Source organism: Pseudomonas sp., assembly GCF_049645325.1.
In the GTDB taxonomy this organism is placed as follows: Bacteria; Pseudomonadota; Gammaproteobacteria; order Pseudomonadales; family Pseudomonadaceae; genus Aquipseudomonas.
In genome coordinates, this window is the sequence record NZ_JBARTQ010000039.1 from 23,236 (window position 1) to 41,268 (window position 18,033).

Here is an 18,033-nt window from a genome sequence, read left to right on the forward strand (position 1 = left end):
TAGGACCGGCAAAGCGCTGGCTGTGCCCGATGGTCACTGAAAGTGGGTAGAATGCGGTTTTTTTCCAGCCTGGGGGTCCGCTTTGCGCGAAATTGTCCTGATTAACATCACTGGTGTTGACCGACCGGGTCTCACCGCAGCCATTACCGGTGTCCTGGCCCAGGGTGGTGTGAACATTCTCGACATCGGCCAGGCCGTGATCCACGACACCTTGTCGTTCGGCATCCTGGTGGAAATCCCGAGCACCGAGCAAGCGTCTTCTGTGCTGAAAGACATCCTGTTTACGGCGTATAAGCTCGATCAGCAGGTGCGTTTCACCCCCGTATCCGAAACCGATTACCAACACTGGGTGGACGGTCAGGGCAAAAAACGCCACATCGTGACCCTGCTGACGCGCAAAGTGACCGCCGAACAATTGCAGCGCGTGAGTTCGATCACTGCGCAGTACGGTTTGAATATCGACCACATTGACCGTCTGTCGGGTCGTATGCCGTTGGACACGCCAGATGACAAGGGCAAGGGCTGTATCGAGTTCTCCGTGCGCGGTGAACCGGCTGACCCGCAAGCCTTGCGCGCCGAATTTTTGAGCGTGGCTCAAGAACTGAATGTCGACATCGCCTTTCAGGAAGATTCGCTGTTCCGCCGCAACCGCCGCCTGGCCGTGTTCGACATGGATTCGACGCTGATCGAAGCCGAGGTCATCGACGAACTGGCCAAGGCCGCCGGGGTGGGCGAATTGGTGTCCGAAATCACCGAGCGCGCCATGGCCGGTGAGCTGGACTTTCGCGCCAGCTTCAAGGAACGCCTGGCGTTGCTGAAGGGCTTGGACGTGAGCGTGCTGGACTCGATCGGTGCGGCGCTGCGCCTGACCGAAGGCGCCGAAACCCTGTTCGCCGAACTCAAGCGCCTGGGCTACAAGACCGCGATCCTCTCCGGCGGCTTCACCTACTTTGCCAAGCAATTGCAGGCCAAGTTAGGCATCGACTATGTGTTCGCCAACGAGCTGGAAGTGGTCGACGGCAAGGTGACCGGCGTGGCCGTGGAGCCGATTGTCGACGCACAGCGCAAGGCGGATCTTCTCAGGGAATTGGCCCACAAGGAAGGTTTGCGTCTGGAGCAGACCATTGCGGTCGGCGACGGTGCGAATGACCTGCCGATGCTGGCAATTGCCGGGCTGGGTGTGGCGTTCCGTGCCAAACCACTGGTCAAGCAGTCGGCCAAGCAGGCGATTTCGACGCTGGGGCTGGATGGCGTGTTGTATCTGCTGGGCTTTCGCGATCGCGACGGGCAGCTGTAACTGAAGAAATGCGGTAAAAAATGTGGGAGCTGGCTTGCCTGCGATAGCGGTGTTGGATTCACCATTGTCATCGCAGGCAAGCCAGCTCCCACATTGATTGGGTTCCAGCTTCAAATCCAGTGTGAATCAGGCTTTCGGCAGTGCCATGCCCTGACCCATCTGCACCGGCGAACCTGCCGCCAACGCTTCTGCCCACTTCACCTGGTCCGGGCCGAACAGCACGATGGCGGTCGAACCCAGTTTGAAGCGACCCAGCTCTGCACCTTTTTCCAGGTGAATCGGCGCGCGCGCGGCTTCGTCGTAGCGGAAGGTTTTCAGCTCGCGCTTGGGCGGTGTTACCAAGCCGGCCCATACGGTTTCAATCGAGGCGACAATCATCGCGCCTACCAATACCACGGCCATCGGGCCGCGTTCGGTGTCGAAAATACAGGCAACGCGCTCGTTGCGCGCAAACAACTCCGGTACGTTTTCGGCGGTGGTCTGGTTGACCGAGAAAATACGCCCCGGGATGTAGACCATTTCGCGCAGGGTGCCAGCGAGTGGCATGTGCACGCGGTGGTAGTCCTTCGGTGACAGGTAAACAGTCGCGAAGTCACCGCCCATAAAGGGTGCGGACAACGCGGCATCGCCACCCAGCAATTCCAGCACGCTGAAGCTGTGGCCTTTAGCCTGGAATACACGGCCATGCTCAATCGGGCCAAGCTGGCTGATTGCGCCGTCGGCCGGGCTCAGTACTGCGCCCGGGGTTGGGTCCAGTGGGCGCGCGCCGTCTTTCAGCGCACGGGTGAAGAAGGCATTGAAGTGCTCGTAGGCGGTCAGGTCTTCAACCAGCGCCTGGGACATGTCCACTTGGTAGCGCTTGGCAAACCAGGCGGTGAACGCGTTCTTGAACCAGCGCACGCGGCACTCGGCGATGCAACCAGCCAAACGCGACAGCAAGTGGTGCGGCAGCAAGTACTGGCTGAGGATAAACAACTGCTTTTTCATTAAGTGTCCTTAAACCTTAAATCTCAACGGGGGTGTCGGGGTGGTTGCCCCATTCGCCCCAGGAACCGGCATAACCTTTGACTCGCGGATAACCGAGCGCCTTGGCCACCAGGTAGGTGAAGCCAGAGCGGTGGTGAGTCTGGCAGTGAGTGATGATTTCTTTGTCTTTGGTCAGCCCGAGGTCTTCGAGGATCTGCGGCATGTCGCGGCGGATGCGCAGGCTACGCGCCTTGTCCATGCCGGCGGTCCATTCGAAGTTAACCGCGCCGGGGATGTGCCCGCCTTTGGCCGCGAGCACTTTCTCGCCGGAATATTCCAGCGGGCCGCGCGCGTCCCAGATGCCCAGGTCGGCAGCACCAAGACGGCTTTGCAAGTACTCACGGGTGGCCGTGGGGCCGTCGTGCAGGGTCAGGCTGACCGGGCCGCCAGCGGGGGCGGGCACCTCGGTTGAAAGCGGATTGTGTCCTTCCAGCCACGCCAGCAGGCCGCCGTCGAGGTAGTGGTATTTCTGATGGCCGATAACGTCGAGCATCCAGATAAAGCGCCCGGCCCAGCCGCCGCCTTCGTCGTCGTAGACCACGTAGGTCGCGTCCGGGGTGTGGCCCAGTTCGCCGAAGAGTTTTTCCAGCTCGGCCTTGTGAGGCAGCAGACCGGGTGCCGGCGGCTGGCCCAATTGGGTGCGCTTGGGGTCAACGAAATGCGCGCCGGGGATATGCCCTTCGGCGTAGCGGGCGGCGCTGGTGAGGTCCACCACAATCAGGTGTTCGGCATCCAGTTGACCGAGCAGGTCACTGGATTCGATCACCAGCGGCAAGCCAGAGAAGTCAGGCATGTGAGGTCTCCTGGGCACAAATGTTGGCGATAAAAGACGGCGATTGTAGCGCAAGCATCAAGCGCTGCGGTTGGTAAAGCTGTGCAGGGCTTTTTCGATGCATTGAGCGGTTTTGCCGAAGGCCTGCACCGTGGTTTCCGAGAAAGGCCCGCCGCCTTGGTCGGCCACCATCAACATCACCACGCGCCCATTGCAGCTCAGGGAGCGCAGCAGCAAGTGCTCGCCGGTAAACCAGCGGCGCAGGATCGGCGGCAACAAAGCGGAAAACTGCGCGTGATTGTCCGGTGTGAGGCGCACCTGGGCGGACTTCTCCAGCAGGCGTTGCAACAACGTGCTGTTGACCACGTCCAGGCTCAGGTTTGCGGCATCCTTGGGCAAGCCGTCGGCTTGATGCACGCGCAAGGTGCTCAAGGCGCGGTCCGCCATGAACAGCAACACCCGCTGCATGCCACTGGCGGCCAGCGCTTCTTTGGCGCACGTGGTCAGGTGCATGGCGTTGGCGAAACGGCTCGGCTCGACCAGCAGCTCAGTGCAGCGCTTGCGCCACACGGCCAGGGCTTCGGCAGTGGGCGGCGCCGCCGGCAGCAAGCCGCGATGGACCTTTTGCACATGCCACGGCCAAATCAGCGACAACGCCGGGTGCCACAGGTCAGGCATCAACGTGGTGCGGGCGCTGGTCACCGCCTGCTGGTGAACTTGCTGCTGCACCTCGGCCAGTGGCGCTTGCAGGTACAGCGCGGTGAGGTATTGCCAACGCTCGGTGTGTGGGCAGGTCCAGGACTCCTGGGCCGACATCGCCAGGCCATTGGCGAGCAATACGGTGTTGGCCGGCTGGTTCAGCCAGCGGCGCAGGTTGGGTTCAGCGTCGAGCAATTGCTGATGGCGTAGCGCGTCATCTTCACGCGCGATGTGCAGCGCCTTGACCAACAGGCGCTGCTCGCTCAGCAACAGGTTATAGCCCTGGGACACCCAGATCGGCAGGTGCCAGGCCTCGGTCAAACCCAGGCACAGCTCCAGCAAGCGCACGCCGAACAATTCCTGCTCGACCTGGCGTGCCGACTGGCCTTTATGGATCACCCGCAGCTCCCATTCTTCCAGGAGCTTGGGGTAGGCCGCCGCCATTGGCCACAGTGGCGATAGAAACAGCAGGCTGCCCCAGTGAATGTCTTGCCACAGCCGCGCCAGGCGGCTGGCGAACAAACCGTTGGCTTGTTGGGACGCGTGCTGGCTCACCAGCAGCAGTTGGCGCAGGGCCACGGGGATTTCATTGACCGGCACCGAGGGCAGGCGCACGAGCAATTCTTCAGCGCGTTTCAGGCCCAGGCGGTTAAGCGCCACTTCGAGGTTTTCCGCCGGTTCCGCCAGGCTGCCGTGGGTGTGGCTGTTGGCTTCGCGCATCACGCTGAGCACCAGCGCCGGGCTGTTTTGCATCAGCTCGGCAATGTCTCGCAATGAACTGCGGCTGTCGCGAATGGCTTTGCACACGCGTTCATGGCTGGCCTGTGGAACAGGCAGCAGCACCTCGTCCAGGCGCTTGATCCAGGCGGCGAGGGTGGTGGGTTTTGCAGTTGGGACTGTCGTTTCATTAGCCATGATTGGGGTGCGATCATCACTTGCGTTCAACACGCCCGGAACGGGCTGAATTGGCTTTTCGCCTTAACGGGCTATAGTCTGGCGCAGTTTTGCCGATAAGTAGAACAAGAGTTTTCCGCTGCACCCACTATGTCCATGAACCCGACGGCGCAAGTACAGATCCCCTATGGCTAAAATTATCGGCATCATCGTCGTCATCGCAAGTGTGCTCGGTGGGTACGTCCTGTCCCACGGCAAAATTGCTGCGTTGATCCAGCCCTTCGAAGTGCTGATTATCGGCGGTGCTGCGTTTGGCGCCTTCTTGCAGGCCAACCCCGGCTACATGACCATGCACGTGATCAAGAAGTCGCTGGGCATGTTCAGCTCGCGCTTCTCCCACACCTTTTATTTGGAAGTGCTGGGGCTGATCTACGAGATCCTCAACAAGAGCCGCCGCGAAGGCATGATGGCCATCGAAGGCGACATCGAAGACGCCGCCGCCAGCCCGATTTTCGCCAAGTACCCGGCCGTGCTCAAAGACGAGCGCATGACCGCCTATATCTGTGACTACCTGCGCATCATGTCCTCCGGCAACATGGCTCCCCATGAGCTCGAAGGCTTGTTCGACATGGAACTCTTCAGCCTCAAGGAAGAGCTGGAACACCCCTCCCACGCCGTGACCGGCGTCGCCGACGGCATGCCGGGCTTCGGTATTGTTGCTGCGGTTCTCGGGATTGTGGTGACCATGGCCTCCCTCGGTGAAGGCGACCAGAAGGCCATCGGCATGCACGTTGGTGCGGCGTTGGTAGGTACGTTCTTCGGTATTCTCGCGGCCTACGGTTTCTTCGGCCCATTGGCAACTTCCCTGGCCCACGATGCCAAGGAAGAAGTGAATTTGTACGAAGCCATCAAGGCCTGCCTGGTGGCCTCGGCGTCCGGCATGCCGCCATCGCTGGCGGTGGAATTCGGGCGCAAGGTGCTGTACCCGAAGCACCGTCCAAGTTTCGCCGAGCTGGAACAAGCGGTTCGCGGTCGCTAAGCCATGGAAAACAACCAGCCGATAATCATCAAGCGCGTCAAGCGCTTCGCTGCGGGGCACCACGGCGGCGCCTGGAAAATCGCCTTCGCCGACTTTGCGACGGCAATGATGGCGTTCTTCCTGGTGCTGTGGCTGATGTCCACCGCCACGCCCGAACAGAAAATCGCCATCGCCGGTTACTTCAAAGACCCGATTGGCTTCTCGGAAAGCGGCACGCCGTTTGTGATCGACCTGGGCGGTTCGCCGCAGTTGGCGCCTGAGCGCACCATCAACCCGGAGGTCAAGACCGAGTCGCCACAGGAAAACATCCCGATCGAGCGCGAAACCGTCGAGAGCATGGCCGAGCAGGTCGAGAAAGAGCGCCTGGAATTATTGCTGCAGGAATTGCAGACCAAGGTCGAAGAAAACCCGCAACTGCTGAAGTTCAAGGATCAGATTTCCTTCGAAATCACGCCTGAGGGCTTGCGCATCCAGATCACCGACGCCGCCAACCGGCCGATGTTCGATTCCGGCAGCGCGCGCTTGAAACCGTACTTTGAAGACATCCTGCTGGCCATGGCCGACACCATCAAGGCGGTGCCGAACAAGATCAGCGTGAGCGGCCACACTGACGCCAAGCCGTATGCAGGCCAAGGCGACTTCGGCAACTGGGAGCTCTCGGCCAACCGCGCCAACGCTGCGCGCCGTGCGCTGGTAGCGGGCAGTTACCCGGACCCGCAAGTGGCACGGGTGGTGGGTTTCGCGTCCTCGCAGTTGTTTGATCCAAAGGATCCGTTCAACCCGATTAACCGACGTATCGATATCGTCGTGCTGACCAAAAAGGCCCAGCGTGCGATTGAAGGCGATCAAGGTGCAACGCCACCGGTGCCGAACCCGGGAGCAGGCGCTCCAGGTGAAGTGCCGGCTGACCCGAACGCGCTGCCACCGGGGCAGGAGCCACTGCCGGCGCATGAGCTGCGGCAGAAGCTGAACCTGTTTGATGATGGCGGTGTGAAAGATCCTACGGCGCCTGCACCCGGCTCCTAATCCTTGCGGGATGTTTGCGGCGAGCATGCTTTTTTGTGGTGAGCGGGCTCTTTTGTGGTGAGCGGGCTTGCCCCGCGCCGGGCTGCGCAGCAGCCCTAATGCGATCACTGCAGTCTTTCAGGCGAGTCGCATCACCAGGTTCTGGGGCTGCTACGCAGCCCAGCGCGGGGCAAGCCCGCTCACCACAGAAGCCGACTCATCACAAAAAGCCTGCTGATAATAGAAGCGGGCTCATCACAAAAAGCCCGCTCACCACAGAGACCTTCCCGCTCACACGCAGTGTGGATGCGGTTTAGTAACTGCTCTCAGGCAAGCTCGCAATAATCGAGCGATAGCTGTTCATCCGCTGCTGCTGCACACGGCCATCTTCCAGGGCCTTGAGCAGTGCACAACCCGGCTCGCGGTCGTGTTTGCAGTCGCGAAAGCGGCAGGTGCCGATCAGGTCGTTGAACTCGATAAAGCCCGCTTCCACATCGCTGCGGCTGACGTGGCCGAGGCCAAATTCACGGATGCCTGGGGAGTCGATCAGCTCACCGCCGCCGGGGAAGTGGAACAACCGCGCGGTGGTGGTGGTGTGGGTGCCCTGGCCGGACAATTCTGACAGCGGGCCGACGCGGGTTTCGACTTCCGGCAGCAAGCTGTTGACCAGCGACGATTTGCCCACGCCGGACTGGCCGACAAACACGCTGATGCGCCCGTCCAACTGCTGTTGCAGCTGTTCCATGCCATTCCCGTGATGCGCCGAGACTTCCAGCACCGGGTAACCCAGCGTGCGGTAGACCGCCAGCAACGCATTGAGCGCCGGGGCGTTCTGTTCGTCGATCAGGTCATATTTGTTCAGCAGCAACAGCGGGCGGATGCCGGCATGCTCGGCCGCGACCAGGTAGCGGTCGATCAGGTTGGCATGCGGCTCGGGCAGCGGCGCGAACACGATCACGATCATGTCGACGTTGGCCGCTACCGGCTTGAGCTGGCCGCGGCTGTCAGGGCGGCGCAGTTCGGTGGTGCGTGGCAACTGGGCGACGATCACGCCGATGCCCTGGTTGCCGGCACGCCACACCACCTGGTCGCCGGTCACCAGCGCGGGCAGGTTGGCACGCAAGTGGCAACGGAACACCTGGCCCGCGAGTTCGCCTTCCAGCGCCTCGACTTCGACCTGCACACCAAAGTGCGCGATCACCAGGCCCGTTTGTTCGGGGCCCAGGTCGCCGCCCTCGAGCGCTTCCACGGCGGAGGATTCACGTTTGGCGGCGCGTGCGGCGCGTTCACCTTGAATCTTTTCGATGCGCCAGTTTTGGCGACGATTGAGCTGGCGTTTGGCCATTGGTGTTCCGTGTCGATAATGCAAAGGTTAGGTAAAACGGTCGCGAGTCTAGCACGCCCCTGCCTGCTAAACTGCGCAGCTAAGCCAAGGTGCCAAGAGAATCAAGCCATGCAAAACCCACAGAACCTGATTTGGATCGATCTGGAAATGACCGGTCTGAACCCCGACACCGACGTCATCATCGAGATGGCGACCATTGTCACCGACAGCAACCTCAACACCTTGGCCGAAGGTCCGGTGATCGCGATTCACCACAGCGATGCGGTACTCGCCACCATGGACGAGTGGAACACCCGCACTCACGGCAACTCCGGCCTGACCCAGCGCGTGCGCGACAGCCGCATCAGCATGGCCGAAGCCGAAGCCGAAACCATCGCTTTCCTTGAAAAGTGGGTGCCCAAGGGCAAGTCGCCGATCTGCGGCAACAGCATCTGCCAGGACCGCCGCTTCCTTTATACGCACATGAAGGGGCTGGAAAGCTACTTCCACTACCGCAACCTGGATGTGTCCACCTTGAAAGAGCTGGCCGCGCGCTGGGCGCCGGAAGTCAAAGACAGCTTCCATAAAGGCAGCACGCACTTGGCGCTGGATGACATTCGCGAGTCGATTGCCGAGTTGCAGCATTACCGCAAGCATTTCATCAAGGCTTGAATCTGTGGCGCCTGAACAGGCGCCATCGCAGGCAAGCCAGCTCCCACATTTGAATGTATTCACAAATCAAAATGTGGGAGCTGGCTTGCCTGCGATGCAGTCGACGCGGTCTTTCGCCTGGCGCCCCCTTTTGGTGCCATCAGCAAATGATTAGACTGCCGGCTTCTCTGCAAGGATCGCCCTCATGCTGCTGATGCTCTACCTCATCGCCATCACCGCCGAGGCCATGACCGGCGCCTTGTCCGCCGGTCGGCGCGGTATGGACTGGTTTGGCGTGGTACTGATCGCCTGCGTCACCGCATTGGGCGGCGGTTCAGTGCGCGATGTGCTGTTGGGGCATTACCCGCTGACGTGGGTCAAGCACCCGGAATACCTGGTGCTGACCTCTGTCGCGGCATTGGTGACGATTTTTATCGCGCCGTTGATGCGGCGCCTGCGTTCGTTGTTCCTGGCACTGGATGCCTTGGGTTTGGTCGCCTTTACGCTGATTGGCTGCATGACCGCGCTGGAAATGGGTCACGGCATGCTGGTGGCCTCGGTCAGCGGCGTGATCACCGGGGTGTTCGGCGGCATCCTGCGCGACATTTTCTGCAATGACATTCCGCTGATCTTCCGCCGCGAGCTGTACGCCAGCGTGTCGTTCCTTGCCGCCTGGTTCTACATGCTCTGCCTGTATCTGGAACTGCCCAGCGAGCAAGCGATTCTGCTCACCTTGTTCAGCGGCTTTCTATTGCGCTTGCTGGCGATCCGTTTTCACTGGGAAATGCCCAAGTTCGTCTACAACGACGACGTGCACTAGCGGTTGGCGTGCTGCTTCAGCGCCCATTCCACGTGTTCACGCACCAGGTCTGAGGGGTAATCCCGGCGTGCCTTCAAGGCTTCCAGCACCGGAATGCTCGACGGCGCATTGCCCAAGCCTACCGCCAGGTTGCGCAGCCAGCGTTCATAACCGGCGCGGCGCAGCGGCGAACCTTCGGTGCTGCTGAGGAATTTATCCTCGTCCCACATAAACAGTTCCGCCAGCTCTGCGTTATCCAGGTTATGCCGTGGCTTGAAATCGCTTTCGGTGGTGGCGCGGGCGAAACGATTCCATGGGCAAACGATCTGACAGTCATCGCAACCGAACACGCGGTTACCGATCAGGGGGCGCAAGTCTTCGGGGATTGCGCTCTTGAGTTCGATGGTGAGGTAGGAAATGCAACGCCGGGCGTCAAGCACGTAAGGGCCGACGAAGGCATTGGTGGGGCAGATGTCCAGGCACGCCGTGCAGCGGCCACAATGTTCAGTGCTGTGCGGCGGGTCAACGGGCAAGGGCAAATCGACAAACAGTTCGCTCAGGAAGAAATAGCTGCCAGCCTTGCGATTCAGCACCAGGGTGTTTTTGCCGATCCAGCCGAGGCCGGCCTGTTCGGCGATGGCTTTTTCCAGCACTGGCGCGCTGTCGACGAAGGCGCGAAAACCAAACGGGCCGATCTGCGCCTGAATGCGGTCAGCCAATTGCTGCACGCGCTTGCGGATCAGCTTGTGGTAATCGCGGCCCAGAGCGTAACGGGAGATGTAGGCTTTTTCTGGCTTGGCCAGCAACTGCGCCATCTGAGTGTCGCCTGGCAGATAATCCATGCGCAGCGAGACCACGCGCAGAGTGCCCGGCACCAGCTCATCGGGGTGCGAGCGTTTGCTGCCGTGGGCGCCCATGTATTCCATTTCGCCGTGGTAGCCCGCGTCGAGCCAGCGTTGCAGGTGCTGTTCATGCTCGGCCAGGTCCAGGCCGCTGATGCCGACTTGTTGAAAGCCCAGCTCACGGCCCCAGTCTTTGATCGATTGGGCGAGGGCGGGCAGATCGGTGGTGATGGCAGGCATGAGACACAGGAAACCGCAGGTTAGATGGGTATAATTCTGCCAGACATCGGAGCTCGAAGACGCATGCCGCAGACAAAACACGAAATAACCGACGTTCAGCCCCTGTTGCACGGCCATTTGCCGCAACTGGCTGCGCGTTCCCCGGACGCCCATAAAGGCCAGTTCGGTCACTTGCTGGTCATCGGCGGCGACCGCGGTTTCGGCGGCGCCGCGCTGCTGAGCACTGAAAGCGCGTTGCGCAGTGGCGCGGGCATGGTGTCGCTGGCGACCCGGCCCGAGCATGTGTCCGCCGCGCTGGCACGCTTGCCGGAAGTCATGACCGTCGGCGTCAGTTCAGCCAACCAATTGATGGGGCTGCTGGAAAAGATCTCGGTGATCGTTATCGGTCCGGGGCTGGGTGAGGCGGCCTGGGGCAAAAGCCTGTTGTCCGTCGCCGCCAACGCCCGGCAGCCGCAAGTCTGGGACGCCGACGCCTTGAATCAACTGGCCACCGGCAGCGTCAGTTTGCCGGCCCATTCGGTGATCACGCCGCATCCGGGTGAGGCCGCACGCTTGATGGGGATCACGACAGCCGAGGTTCAGGCCGATCGCCTTAAGGTGGCGCGCGCTTTAAGTCAGAAATTCAACGCAGTGGCTATCCTCAAGGGTGCTGGCAGTTTGATTGCCAGCCCGGACGGCCGTGTTTCGCGATGTGACCAAGGCCATCCGGCGATGGCCACCGCAGGCCTGGGTGATGTCTTGGCCGGTTTGGTGGGCGCGTTGCTCGCCCAAGGTATGCCGGCGTTCGAGGCCGGCTGCCTGGCCGTGTGGTTGCACGCCACGGCGGGTGATCGCCAAGGCACTTTTGGTCGCGGTTTGGCTGCCAGCGACTTGATACCTGCCATTCGTCAATTGCTGGAGGAGCAGTCGCCGTGTCTGAAGTAACCCTTTTCCTGGCGGATGAAGACGCGATGGTCGCGTTCGGTCAGCGCATCGCCCAGGTCACGGCCGGCGCCGGGCTGATCTTTCTCGAAGGCGACTTGGGGGCAGGCAAGACCACGCTGTCACGCGGGATCATTCGAGGGTTGGGCCATGCGGGGGCGGTCAAAAGCCCGACGTTCACGCTGGTCGAACCCTACGAGATCGGTAAACTGCGCGCTTTCCACTTTGACCTGTATCGCCTGGTCGATCCCGAAGAGCTGGAGTACATGGGCATCCGCGATTATTTCGACGAAGACGCGCTGTGCCTGATCGAGTGGCCAGATAAAGGCACAGGCTTTTTGCCAAAGCCGGACCTGACCATTACCATTACGCCCCATGATCACGGACGTCAGCTGAAGTTGTTGCCCCAGAGCGCGCGAGGCCAGTCTTGGTGCGCCGCTTTGGCATTGGAATTCAAATAATTGGTGGGGTTAGGTATGCGCTTTCGCGCGTTGGTTGCTGTCGTAGGGGTGTTGCTTGCGGCAATGACTTTCAATGCACTGGCTGCTTCACAGGTGAAAAGTGTTCGCCTGTGGCGAGCGCCGGATAACACGCGACTGGTGTTCGACCTGTCTGGCCCGGTCCAGCACAGCGTCTTTACCTTGTCGTCGCCTGATCGGCTGGTGATCGATATCAACGGGGCGACCCTGGCCGCGCCGTTGAAGGTATCCACCGCCAACACCCCGATTACCGCCATGCGCTCGGCCCAACGTACGCCGACTGACCTGCGCGTGGTCATCGACCTGAAAAAGGCCGTGACGCCGAAAAGTTTTGTCCTGGCGCCGAACGCCCAATACGGCAACCGGCTGGTGGTCGACCTGTTCGACAACGCCGCCGATGCCGCGCCGCCGCCTGCCCCGACGCCGAGCGTGGCGACCGTGCCAGCTGTGCCGGTCAACCCGTCGCAGCCTCAGGTCAAGTTGCCACCGCCACCGCCGGCCCCTGCGGGCAAGCGTGACATTATCGTCGTGATCGACGCCGGCCACGGCGGTGAAGACCCGGGTGCATCCGGCTCGCGCGGCCAGCATGAAAAGGACGTGGTACTCGCCATCGCGCGTGAATTGCAGCGTCAGGTCAGTGGCATGAAAGGCTACCGCGCCGAACTGACCCGCACCGGCGACTACTTCATCCCGTTGCGTGGCCGTACTGAAATCGCGCGTAAGAAAGGCGCCGACCTGTTCGTGTCGATCCACGCCGACGCCGCACCGTCGGCCGCTGCCTTCGGCGCCTCGGTGTTTGCCCTGTCGGATCGCGGCGCTACGTCCGAGACTGCGCGTTGGCTGGCCGACAGCGAAAACCGTTCCGACTTGATCGGCGGCGCCGGCAACGTGTCCCTTGATGACAAGGACAAGATGCTCGCCGGTGTGCTGCTCGACCTCTCGATGACCGCCTCGCTGACGTCCAGCTTGAACGTCGGGCAGAAAGTATTGAGCAACATCGGCCGCGTCACGTCCTTGCACAAACAACGCGTGGAACAGGCCGGGTTCATGGTGTTGAAGTCGCCGGATATCCCGTCGATCCTGGTGGAAACCGGGTTTATCTCCAACTCCAATGAAGCCTCGAAGCTGGCCAGTGCCGGTCATCAGCAGGCGCTGGCGCGTTCGATCAGCGCCGGTATTCGCCAGTTCTTCCAGCAGAACCCGCCGCCGGGCACCTATATTGCCTGGCTGCGTGACTCCGGGAAAATCGCCCAGGGCCCGCGTGACCATCGCGTGCAGCCCGGCGACACCCTGGCCATGCTGGCCGTGCGTTTCCAAGTCTCGGCCGCGACCTTGCGCAGCGCGAATAACCTGAAAACCGACGAGTTGAAAGTCGGCCAGGTGTTGACCATCCCCGGCACTGAATTGGCGGCGCAGTAATGAGCGAATCAGTCTTGAACAGCGGTTCGCGCATCGAGCTGCTCAGCCCGCGCCTTGCCAACCAGATTGCCGCGGGTGAGGTGGTTGAGCGCCCGGCGTCGGTGATCAAGGAGTTGCTGGAAAACAGCATCGACTCCGGCGCCAAGCGTATTGATGTCGACGTGGAGCTGGGCGGCGTCAAGCTGCTGCGGGTACGCGACGACGGCAGTGGCATCTCTTCCGATGACCTGCCGCTGGCGCTCGCGCGTCACGCCACCAGCAAGATTCGCGACCTGGAAGACCTTGAGCGGGTGATGAGCCTGGGCTTTCGCGGTGAGGCCCTGGCCTCTATCAGCTCGGTGGCCCGCCTGACCCTGACCTCGCGAACCCGCGACGCCGAGCAGGCGTGGCAGGTGGAAACCGAAGGCCGCGACATGGCGCCTCGGGTCCAGCCAGCGGCGCACCCGGTGGGTACCTCTGTTGAAGTGCGTGACCTGTTCTTCAACACCCCGGCGCGACGTAAATTCCTCAAGGCCGAAAAAACCGAATTCGATCACCTGCAGGAAGTCATCAAGCGCCTGGCCCTGGCACGCTTTGATGTGGCTTTTCACCTGCGCCACAACGGCAAGACCATCCTCAGCCTGCACGAAGCCCATGACGATGCCGCGCGCGCGCGCCGAGTGTCGGCGATTTGCGGTGCGGGGTTCCTGGAGCAGGCGCTGCCGATTGAAATCGAGCGTAACGGCCTGCGGCTGTGGGGCTGGGTGGGTTTGCCGACCTTTTCCCGTAGCCAGGCGGACTTGCAGTATTTCTTTGTGAATGGCCGCGCGGTGCGCGACAAACTGGTCGCCCACGCGGTGCGCCAAGCCTACCGCGACGTGCTGTTCAATGGCCGGCACCCGACATTTGTACTGTTTTTTGAGGTCGACCCGTCGGTGGTGGACGTCAACGTGCACCCGACCAAACACGAAGTGCGCTTCCGTGATGGACGCATGGTGCATGACTTCCTTTATGGCACCTTGCACCGGGCACTGGGCGATGTGCGCCCGGACGATCAACTGTCTGCGCCGATCGTGACCGCCATCGTGCGGCCGAGCGGGCCGGAGGCGGGTGAGTTCGGCCCTCAGGGCGAAATGAGCCTGGCCGCCAACCTGCTGCAATCGCCGCAGCCGCAGCCCGCGTACACCGCGCCGGGCTCTGGTTCGGGTGCGGGTTATCAATACCAATACACCCCGCGGCCGCAGTCCGGCGTGCCGGTGGCCGAGGCCCAGGCAGCCTATCGCGAATTTTTTGCGCCGCTGCCGGGTGCCGAGCCGGGCGCGGTCTCCCTGCCGGAAGGCGGAGGAGATATTCCGCCGCTGGGGTATGCGCTGGCCCAGTTGAAGGGCATCTACATCCTGGCGGAAAACGCCCATGGCCTGGTGCTGGTGGACATGCACGCGGCTCACGAGCGGATCATGTACGAACGCTTGAAGATTGCCATGGCCAGCGAAGGCCTCAGCGGCCAGCCGCTGTTGGTGCCGGAATCCCTGGCCGTCAGCCAGCGCGAGGCCGATTGCGCCGAAGAGCACCACGGCGTGTTCCAGAAGCTCGGTTTTGAACTGCAACGGCTGGGCCCGGAAACCCTGGCTATCCGCCAGATTCCGGCGCTGCTCAAGCAGGCTGAGGCCAACCGGCTGGTGGCGGACGTGCTCGCCGACCTGATGGAATATGGCACCAGTGACCGCATCCAGGCGCATATCAACGAGTTGCTCGGCACCATGGCCTGCCACGGCGCCATCCGCGCCAACCGCCGCCTGGCGTTGCCGGAAATGAACGGCTTACTGCGCGACATGGAAAACACCGAACGCAGCGGTCAATGCAACCATGGCCGACCGACCTGGACCCAGATGGGCCTGGACGATCTGGACAAACTGTTCTTGCGCGGCCGTTGATGAGTGCCTTGCCCCCCGCAATCTTCCTGATGGGCCCCACGGCCGCCGGCAAGACCGACCTGGCCATCGAGCTGACCAAGGTGCTGCCGTGCGAGCTGATCAGCGTCGACTCTGCCCTGGTTTACCGGGACATGGACATCGGCACCGCCAAGCCGGCGAAAGAGTTGCTGGCCCAGTACCCGCATCAATTGATCGACATCATCGACCCGTCCGAGAGCTATTCGGCGGCGGATTTTCGCACCGACGCCCTCGCCGCGATGGCCGATATCACGGCGCGCGGCAAGATTCCGCTGCTGGTGGGCGGTACGATGCTCTATTACAAGGCTTTGCAGGAAGGCTTGGCGGATATGCCGCCCGCCGATGCCCAGGTGCGTGCCGAGCTTGAAGAAGAGGCTGAGCGCCTTGGCTGGCAGGCCCTGCATGATCAGTTGGCGGCTGTAGACCCGGTGTCTGCCGCTCGCATTCACCCCAATGACCCCCAGCGCCTCACTCGCGCCCTGGAAGTCTGGCGGGTCAGCGGCCAGACCATGACTGAACATAGGCTGAAACAAACTGCGCAAAGTGCTGACGCAGGCGCATCTGGACAGTCAGTATTGCCCTATACTGTGGCGAATCTGGCCATTGCTCCGGCGAATCGCCAGGTGCTGCATGAACGAATTGCACAAAGATTCACAATTATGTTGGAACAGGGGTTTGTGGACGAGGTCGTAGCACTGCGTTCAAGAGGTGATCTGCATCCCGGGTTGCCTTCGATACGTGCTGTAGGCTACCGCCAAGTCTGGGATCATCTGGATGGCAAGCTGACGTCAGCCGAAATGCAGGAGCGCGGCATCATCGCCACGCGCCAATTGGCGAAGCGCCAGTTCACCTGGTTGCGCAGTTGGAGCGATTTGCACTGGCTGGACAGCCTGGACAGCGACAATCTGTCACGCGCCTTGAAATACTTGGGAACGGTCTCCATATTGAGCTGAGTCCTTGCAATTGCCGTCTATCCTTGGGGGTGTGACGGCCATGAGCTATCTATTTTCCGAATTTTATTATTGATCCTTAAAGGAGTGCGGCACATGTCAAAAGGGCATTCGCTACAAGACCCTTACTTGAATACTTTACGTAAAGAGAAAGTGGGGGTTTCCATCTACCTGGTCAACGGGATCAAGCTGCAAGGCACGATCGAGTCGTTCGACCAGTTCGTGATCCTGCTGAAAAACACCGTCAGCCAGATGGTTTACAAGCACGCTATCTCGACAGTCGTTCCAGTTCGTCCTATTCGTCTGCCTAGCGCAGCCGGTGATGAAGTGGGTGACGCTGAGCCAGGTAACGCCTGATAGGAGTCTCCTTTGTTCTTTGAGCGCCACGGTGGTGGTGAGCGGGTAATCCTCGTTCACTTGGATGGACAGGACCCTGAGGCGCGCGAAGATCCGCAGGAGTTTCAGGAGTTGGCAAATTCGGCCGGCGCCGAGACCGTTGCGTTTTTTAACGTGCCGCGTCATCGGCCAACCGCCAAATTCCTGATTGGCAGCGGCAAGGTCGAGGAACTACGCGACCTGGTCCACGCCGAAGAAGCCGATCTGGTGATCTTCAATCACGTTCTCACGCCCAGTCAGGAACGTAACCTCGAACGTGTTTTCGAGTGTCGCGTGATCGACCGTACTGGCCTGATTCTCGATATTTTCGCCCAACGCGCCCGCACTCATGAAGGCAAGCTCCAGGTTGAACTGGCCCAGCTTGACCACATGAGCACCCGGCTCGTGCGCGGCTGGACTCACCTTGAGCGCCAGGGTGGTGGCATCGGCATGCGTGGCCCGGGTGAAACCCAGCTCGAAACCGACCGTCGTCTGCTGCGCGTTCGCCTGCGCCAGATCAAGGGCCGGCTGGAGAAGGTGCGCAGCCAGCGTGAGCAGTCGCGCCGTGGCCGCATGCGTGCGGATATCCCTACCGTTTCCCTGGTGGGCTATACCAACGCCGGTAAATCCACGCTGTTCAACAACGTGACCAAATCCGACGTGTACGCGGCCGACCAACTGTTCGCCACCCTCGACCCGACCTTGCGCCGTCTGGAACTGGACGACCTGGGGCCGATTGTCCTGGCTGACACCGTGGGTTTCATTCGGCACTTGCCTCACAAGCTGGTCGAGGCGTTTCGGTCTACGCTCGAAGAGTCGAGTAATTCCGACCTGCTGTTGCACGTGATCGATGCGGCTGAACCGGATCGCATGTTGCAGATTGAGCAGGTGATGGTGGTGCTGGGCGAGATTGGCGCCCAGGACTTGCCGATCCTTGAGGTCTATAACAAACTCGATTTGCTTGAAGGCGTTGAGCCACAAATCCAGCGCGATGAAGACGGCAAGCCCCAGCGGGTCTGGCTGTCGGCGCGTGATGGCAGCGGCCTGGAATTGCTTGAACAAGCCATTGCCGAGCTGTTGGGCAGCGATTTGTTCGTTGGCACCTTGCGCTTGCCCCAGCGTTTTGCTCGACTGCGTGCACAGTTTTTCGAGTTGGGCGCGGTACAGAAAGAAGAATATGACGAAGAAGGTGTCAGCTTGCTGGACGTTCGATTGCCGCGCACGGAGCTGAATCGGCTGGTCAGCCGTGAAGGCGTGGTGCCGGAAGAGTTCATCGAACAACACACTTTGCAATAAAAGCCTCCGAAAGCGGTTGTGCCGCAGTAGCAGGCATTCTGTAGCATTGGTCGGCGCGCCGTGGGTGCGTCTTT

General features: G+C 61.2%; 17 protein-coding genes. 12 read left to right on the forward strand and 5 right to left on the reverse strand.

Annotated features, from left to right (window positions below; translation table 11 throughout):
• The first annotated feature begins 82 nt into the window (after nucleotides 1-82).
• On the forward strand, nucleotides 83-1,297 hold the full coding sequence (gene serB / locus WBB95_RS01625) for a phosphoserine phosphatase SerB (RefSeq protein WP_424485997.1): 1,215 nt from the start codon (nucleotides 83-85) through the stop codon (nucleotides 1,295-1,297).
• 126 nt (nucleotides 1,298-1,423) lie between these two features.
• On the opposite strand, the gene asd is transcribed toward serB, so the two are convergent.
• The 3 genes from asd to WBB95_RS01640 are packed head-to-tail and all read right to left on the reverse strand — an operon-like array spanning nucleotide 1,424 to nucleotide 4,709.
• A complete protein-coding gene (asd, locus tag WBB95_RS01630) occupies nucleotides 1,424-2,284 on the reverse strand; it encodes an archaetidylserine decarboxylase (RefSeq protein WP_424485998.1) in 861 nt (286 codons plus the stop codon).
• Nucleotides 2,285-2,300: 16 nt separating this feature from the next.
• Nucleotides 2,301-3,116: a rhodanese-like domain-containing protein gene (locus WBB95_RS01635; RefSeq protein WP_424485999.1), complete on the reverse strand. Its 816-nt coding sequence runs from the start codon at nucleotides 3,114-3,116 to the stop codon at nucleotides 2,301-2,303.
• 57 nt (nucleotides 3,117-3,173) lie between these two features.
• Nucleotides 3,174-4,709: an HDOD domain-containing protein gene (locus WBB95_RS01640; RefSeq protein ID WP_424486000.1), complete on the reverse strand. Its 1,536-nt coding sequence runs from the start codon at nucleotides 4,707-4,709 to the stop codon at nucleotides 3,174-3,176.
• Between the two features lie 166 nt (nucleotides 4,710-4,875).
• On the opposite strand from WBB95_RS01640, the gene motA reads away from it, so the two are divergent.
• Together motA and motB are read left to right on the forward strand one after the other, a co-directional pair.
• Nucleotides 4,876-5,727, forward strand: coding sequence for a flagellar motor stator protein MotA (motA, locus tag WBB95_RS01645; RefSeq protein ID WP_017138472.1), 852 nt, complete (start codon nucleotides 4,876-4,878; stop codon nucleotides 5,725-5,727).
• Between the two features lie 3 nt (nucleotides 5,728-5,730).
• Complete coding sequence (gene motB / locus WBB95_RS01650) at nucleotides 5,731-6,753, forward strand: flagellar motor protein MotB (protein WP_424486001.1); 1,023 nt, start codon at nucleotides 5,731-5,733, stop codon at nucleotides 6,751-6,753.
• A 292-nt stretch (nucleotides 6,754-7,045) separates the two neighbouring features.
• Here motB and rsgA read toward each other — a convergent pair whose 3' ends face one another.
• Nucleotides 7,046-8,077, reverse strand: coding sequence for a small ribosomal subunit biogenesis GTPase RsgA (rsgA, locus tag WBB95_RS01655; RefSeq protein WP_176997141.1), 1,032 nt, complete (start codon nucleotides 8,075-8,077; stop codon nucleotides 7,046-7,048).
• 108 nt (nucleotides 8,078-8,185) lie between these two features.
• Between rsgA and orn the strand changes: the two genes are divergently transcribed.
• Together orn and WBB95_RS01665 are read left to right on the forward strand one after the other, a co-directional pair.
• The gene (orn, locus tag WBB95_RS01660) at nucleotides 8,186-8,728 is read left to right on the forward strand and encodes an oligoribonuclease (RefSeq protein WP_003171343.1); all 543 of its coding nucleotides are present in this window, start codon (nucleotides 8,186-8,188) and stop codon (nucleotides 8,726-8,728) included.
• Nucleotides 8,729-8,912: 184 nt separating this feature from the next.
• On the forward strand, nucleotides 8,913-9,527 hold the full coding sequence (locus tag WBB95_RS01665) for a trimeric intracellular cation channel family protein (protein WP_122673950.1): 615 nt from the start codon (nucleotides 8,913-8,915) through the stop codon (nucleotides 9,525-9,527).
• Here the strand turns inward: WBB95_RS01665 and queG are convergent.
• Nucleotides 9,524-10,588: a tRNA epoxyqueuosine(34) reductase QueG gene (queG, locus tag WBB95_RS01670; protein WP_424486002.1), complete on the reverse strand. Its 1,065-nt coding sequence runs from the start codon at nucleotides 10,586-10,588 to the stop codon at nucleotides 9,524-9,526. The genes WBB95_RS01665 and queG overlap by 4 nt on opposite strands.
• A 63-nt stretch (nucleotides 10,589-10,651) precedes the next feature.
• Here queG and WBB95_RS01675 point away from each other — a divergent pair, with 63 nt between their 5' ends.
• The 7 genes from WBB95_RS01675 (at nucleotide 10,652) to hflX (ending at nucleotide 17,959) form a co-directional block, all read left to right on the forward strand.
• Nucleotides 10,652-11,512: an NAD(P)H-hydrate dehydratase gene (locus WBB95_RS01675; protein ID WP_424486003.1), complete on the forward strand. Its 861-nt coding sequence runs from the start codon at nucleotides 10,652-10,654 to the stop codon at nucleotides 11,510-11,512.
• On the forward strand, nucleotides 11,500-11,970 hold the full coding sequence (tsaE, locus tag WBB95_RS01680; protein WP_424486004.1) for a tRNA (adenosine(37)-N6)-threonylcarbamoyltransferase complex ATPase subunit type 1 TsaE: 471 nt from the start codon (nucleotides 11,500-11,502) through the stop codon (nucleotides 11,968-11,970). Before WBB95_RS01675 ends, tsaE begins: the two co-directional genes overlap by 13 nt.
• A 15-nt stretch (nucleotides 11,971-11,985) precedes the next feature.
• Complete coding sequence (locus WBB95_RS01685) at nucleotides 11,986-13,407, forward strand: N-acetylmuramoyl-L-alanine amidase (RefSeq protein WP_424486005.1); 1,422 nt, start codon at nucleotides 11,986-11,988, stop codon at nucleotides 13,405-13,407.
• Nucleotides 13,407-15,320, forward strand: coding sequence for a DNA mismatch repair endonuclease MutL (gene mutL, locus WBB95_RS01690; RefSeq protein WP_424486006.1), 1,914 nt, complete (start codon nucleotides 13,407-13,409; stop codon nucleotides 15,318-15,320). Before WBB95_RS01685 ends, mutL begins: the two co-directional genes overlap by 1 nt.
• On the forward strand, nucleotides 15,320-16,291 hold the full coding sequence (miaA, locus tag WBB95_RS01695) for a tRNA (adenosine(37)-N6)-dimethylallyltransferase MiaA (protein ID WP_424486007.1): 972 nt from the start codon (nucleotides 15,320-15,322) through the stop codon (nucleotides 16,289-16,291). The genes mutL and miaA overlap by 1 nt, the downstream gene beginning before the upstream one ends.
• Nucleotides 16,292-16,384: 93 nt before the next feature.
• Nucleotides 16,385-16,645 carry an RNA chaperone Hfq gene (hfq, locus tag WBB95_RS01700; RefSeq protein WP_071482778.1) on the forward strand — a complete coding sequence of 87 codons (261 nt, stop codon included), beginning with the start codon at nucleotides 16,385-16,387 and terminating at the stop codon, nucleotides 16,643-16,645.
• A gap of 12 nt (nucleotides 16,646-16,657) precedes the next feature.
• On the forward strand, nucleotides 16,658-17,959 hold the full coding sequence (gene hflX, locus WBB95_RS01705; protein ID WP_424486008.1) for a ribosome rescue GTPase HflX: 1,302 nt from the start codon (nucleotides 16,658-16,660) through the stop codon (nucleotides 17,957-17,959).
• Nucleotides 17,960-18,033: the final 74 nt, after the last annotated feature.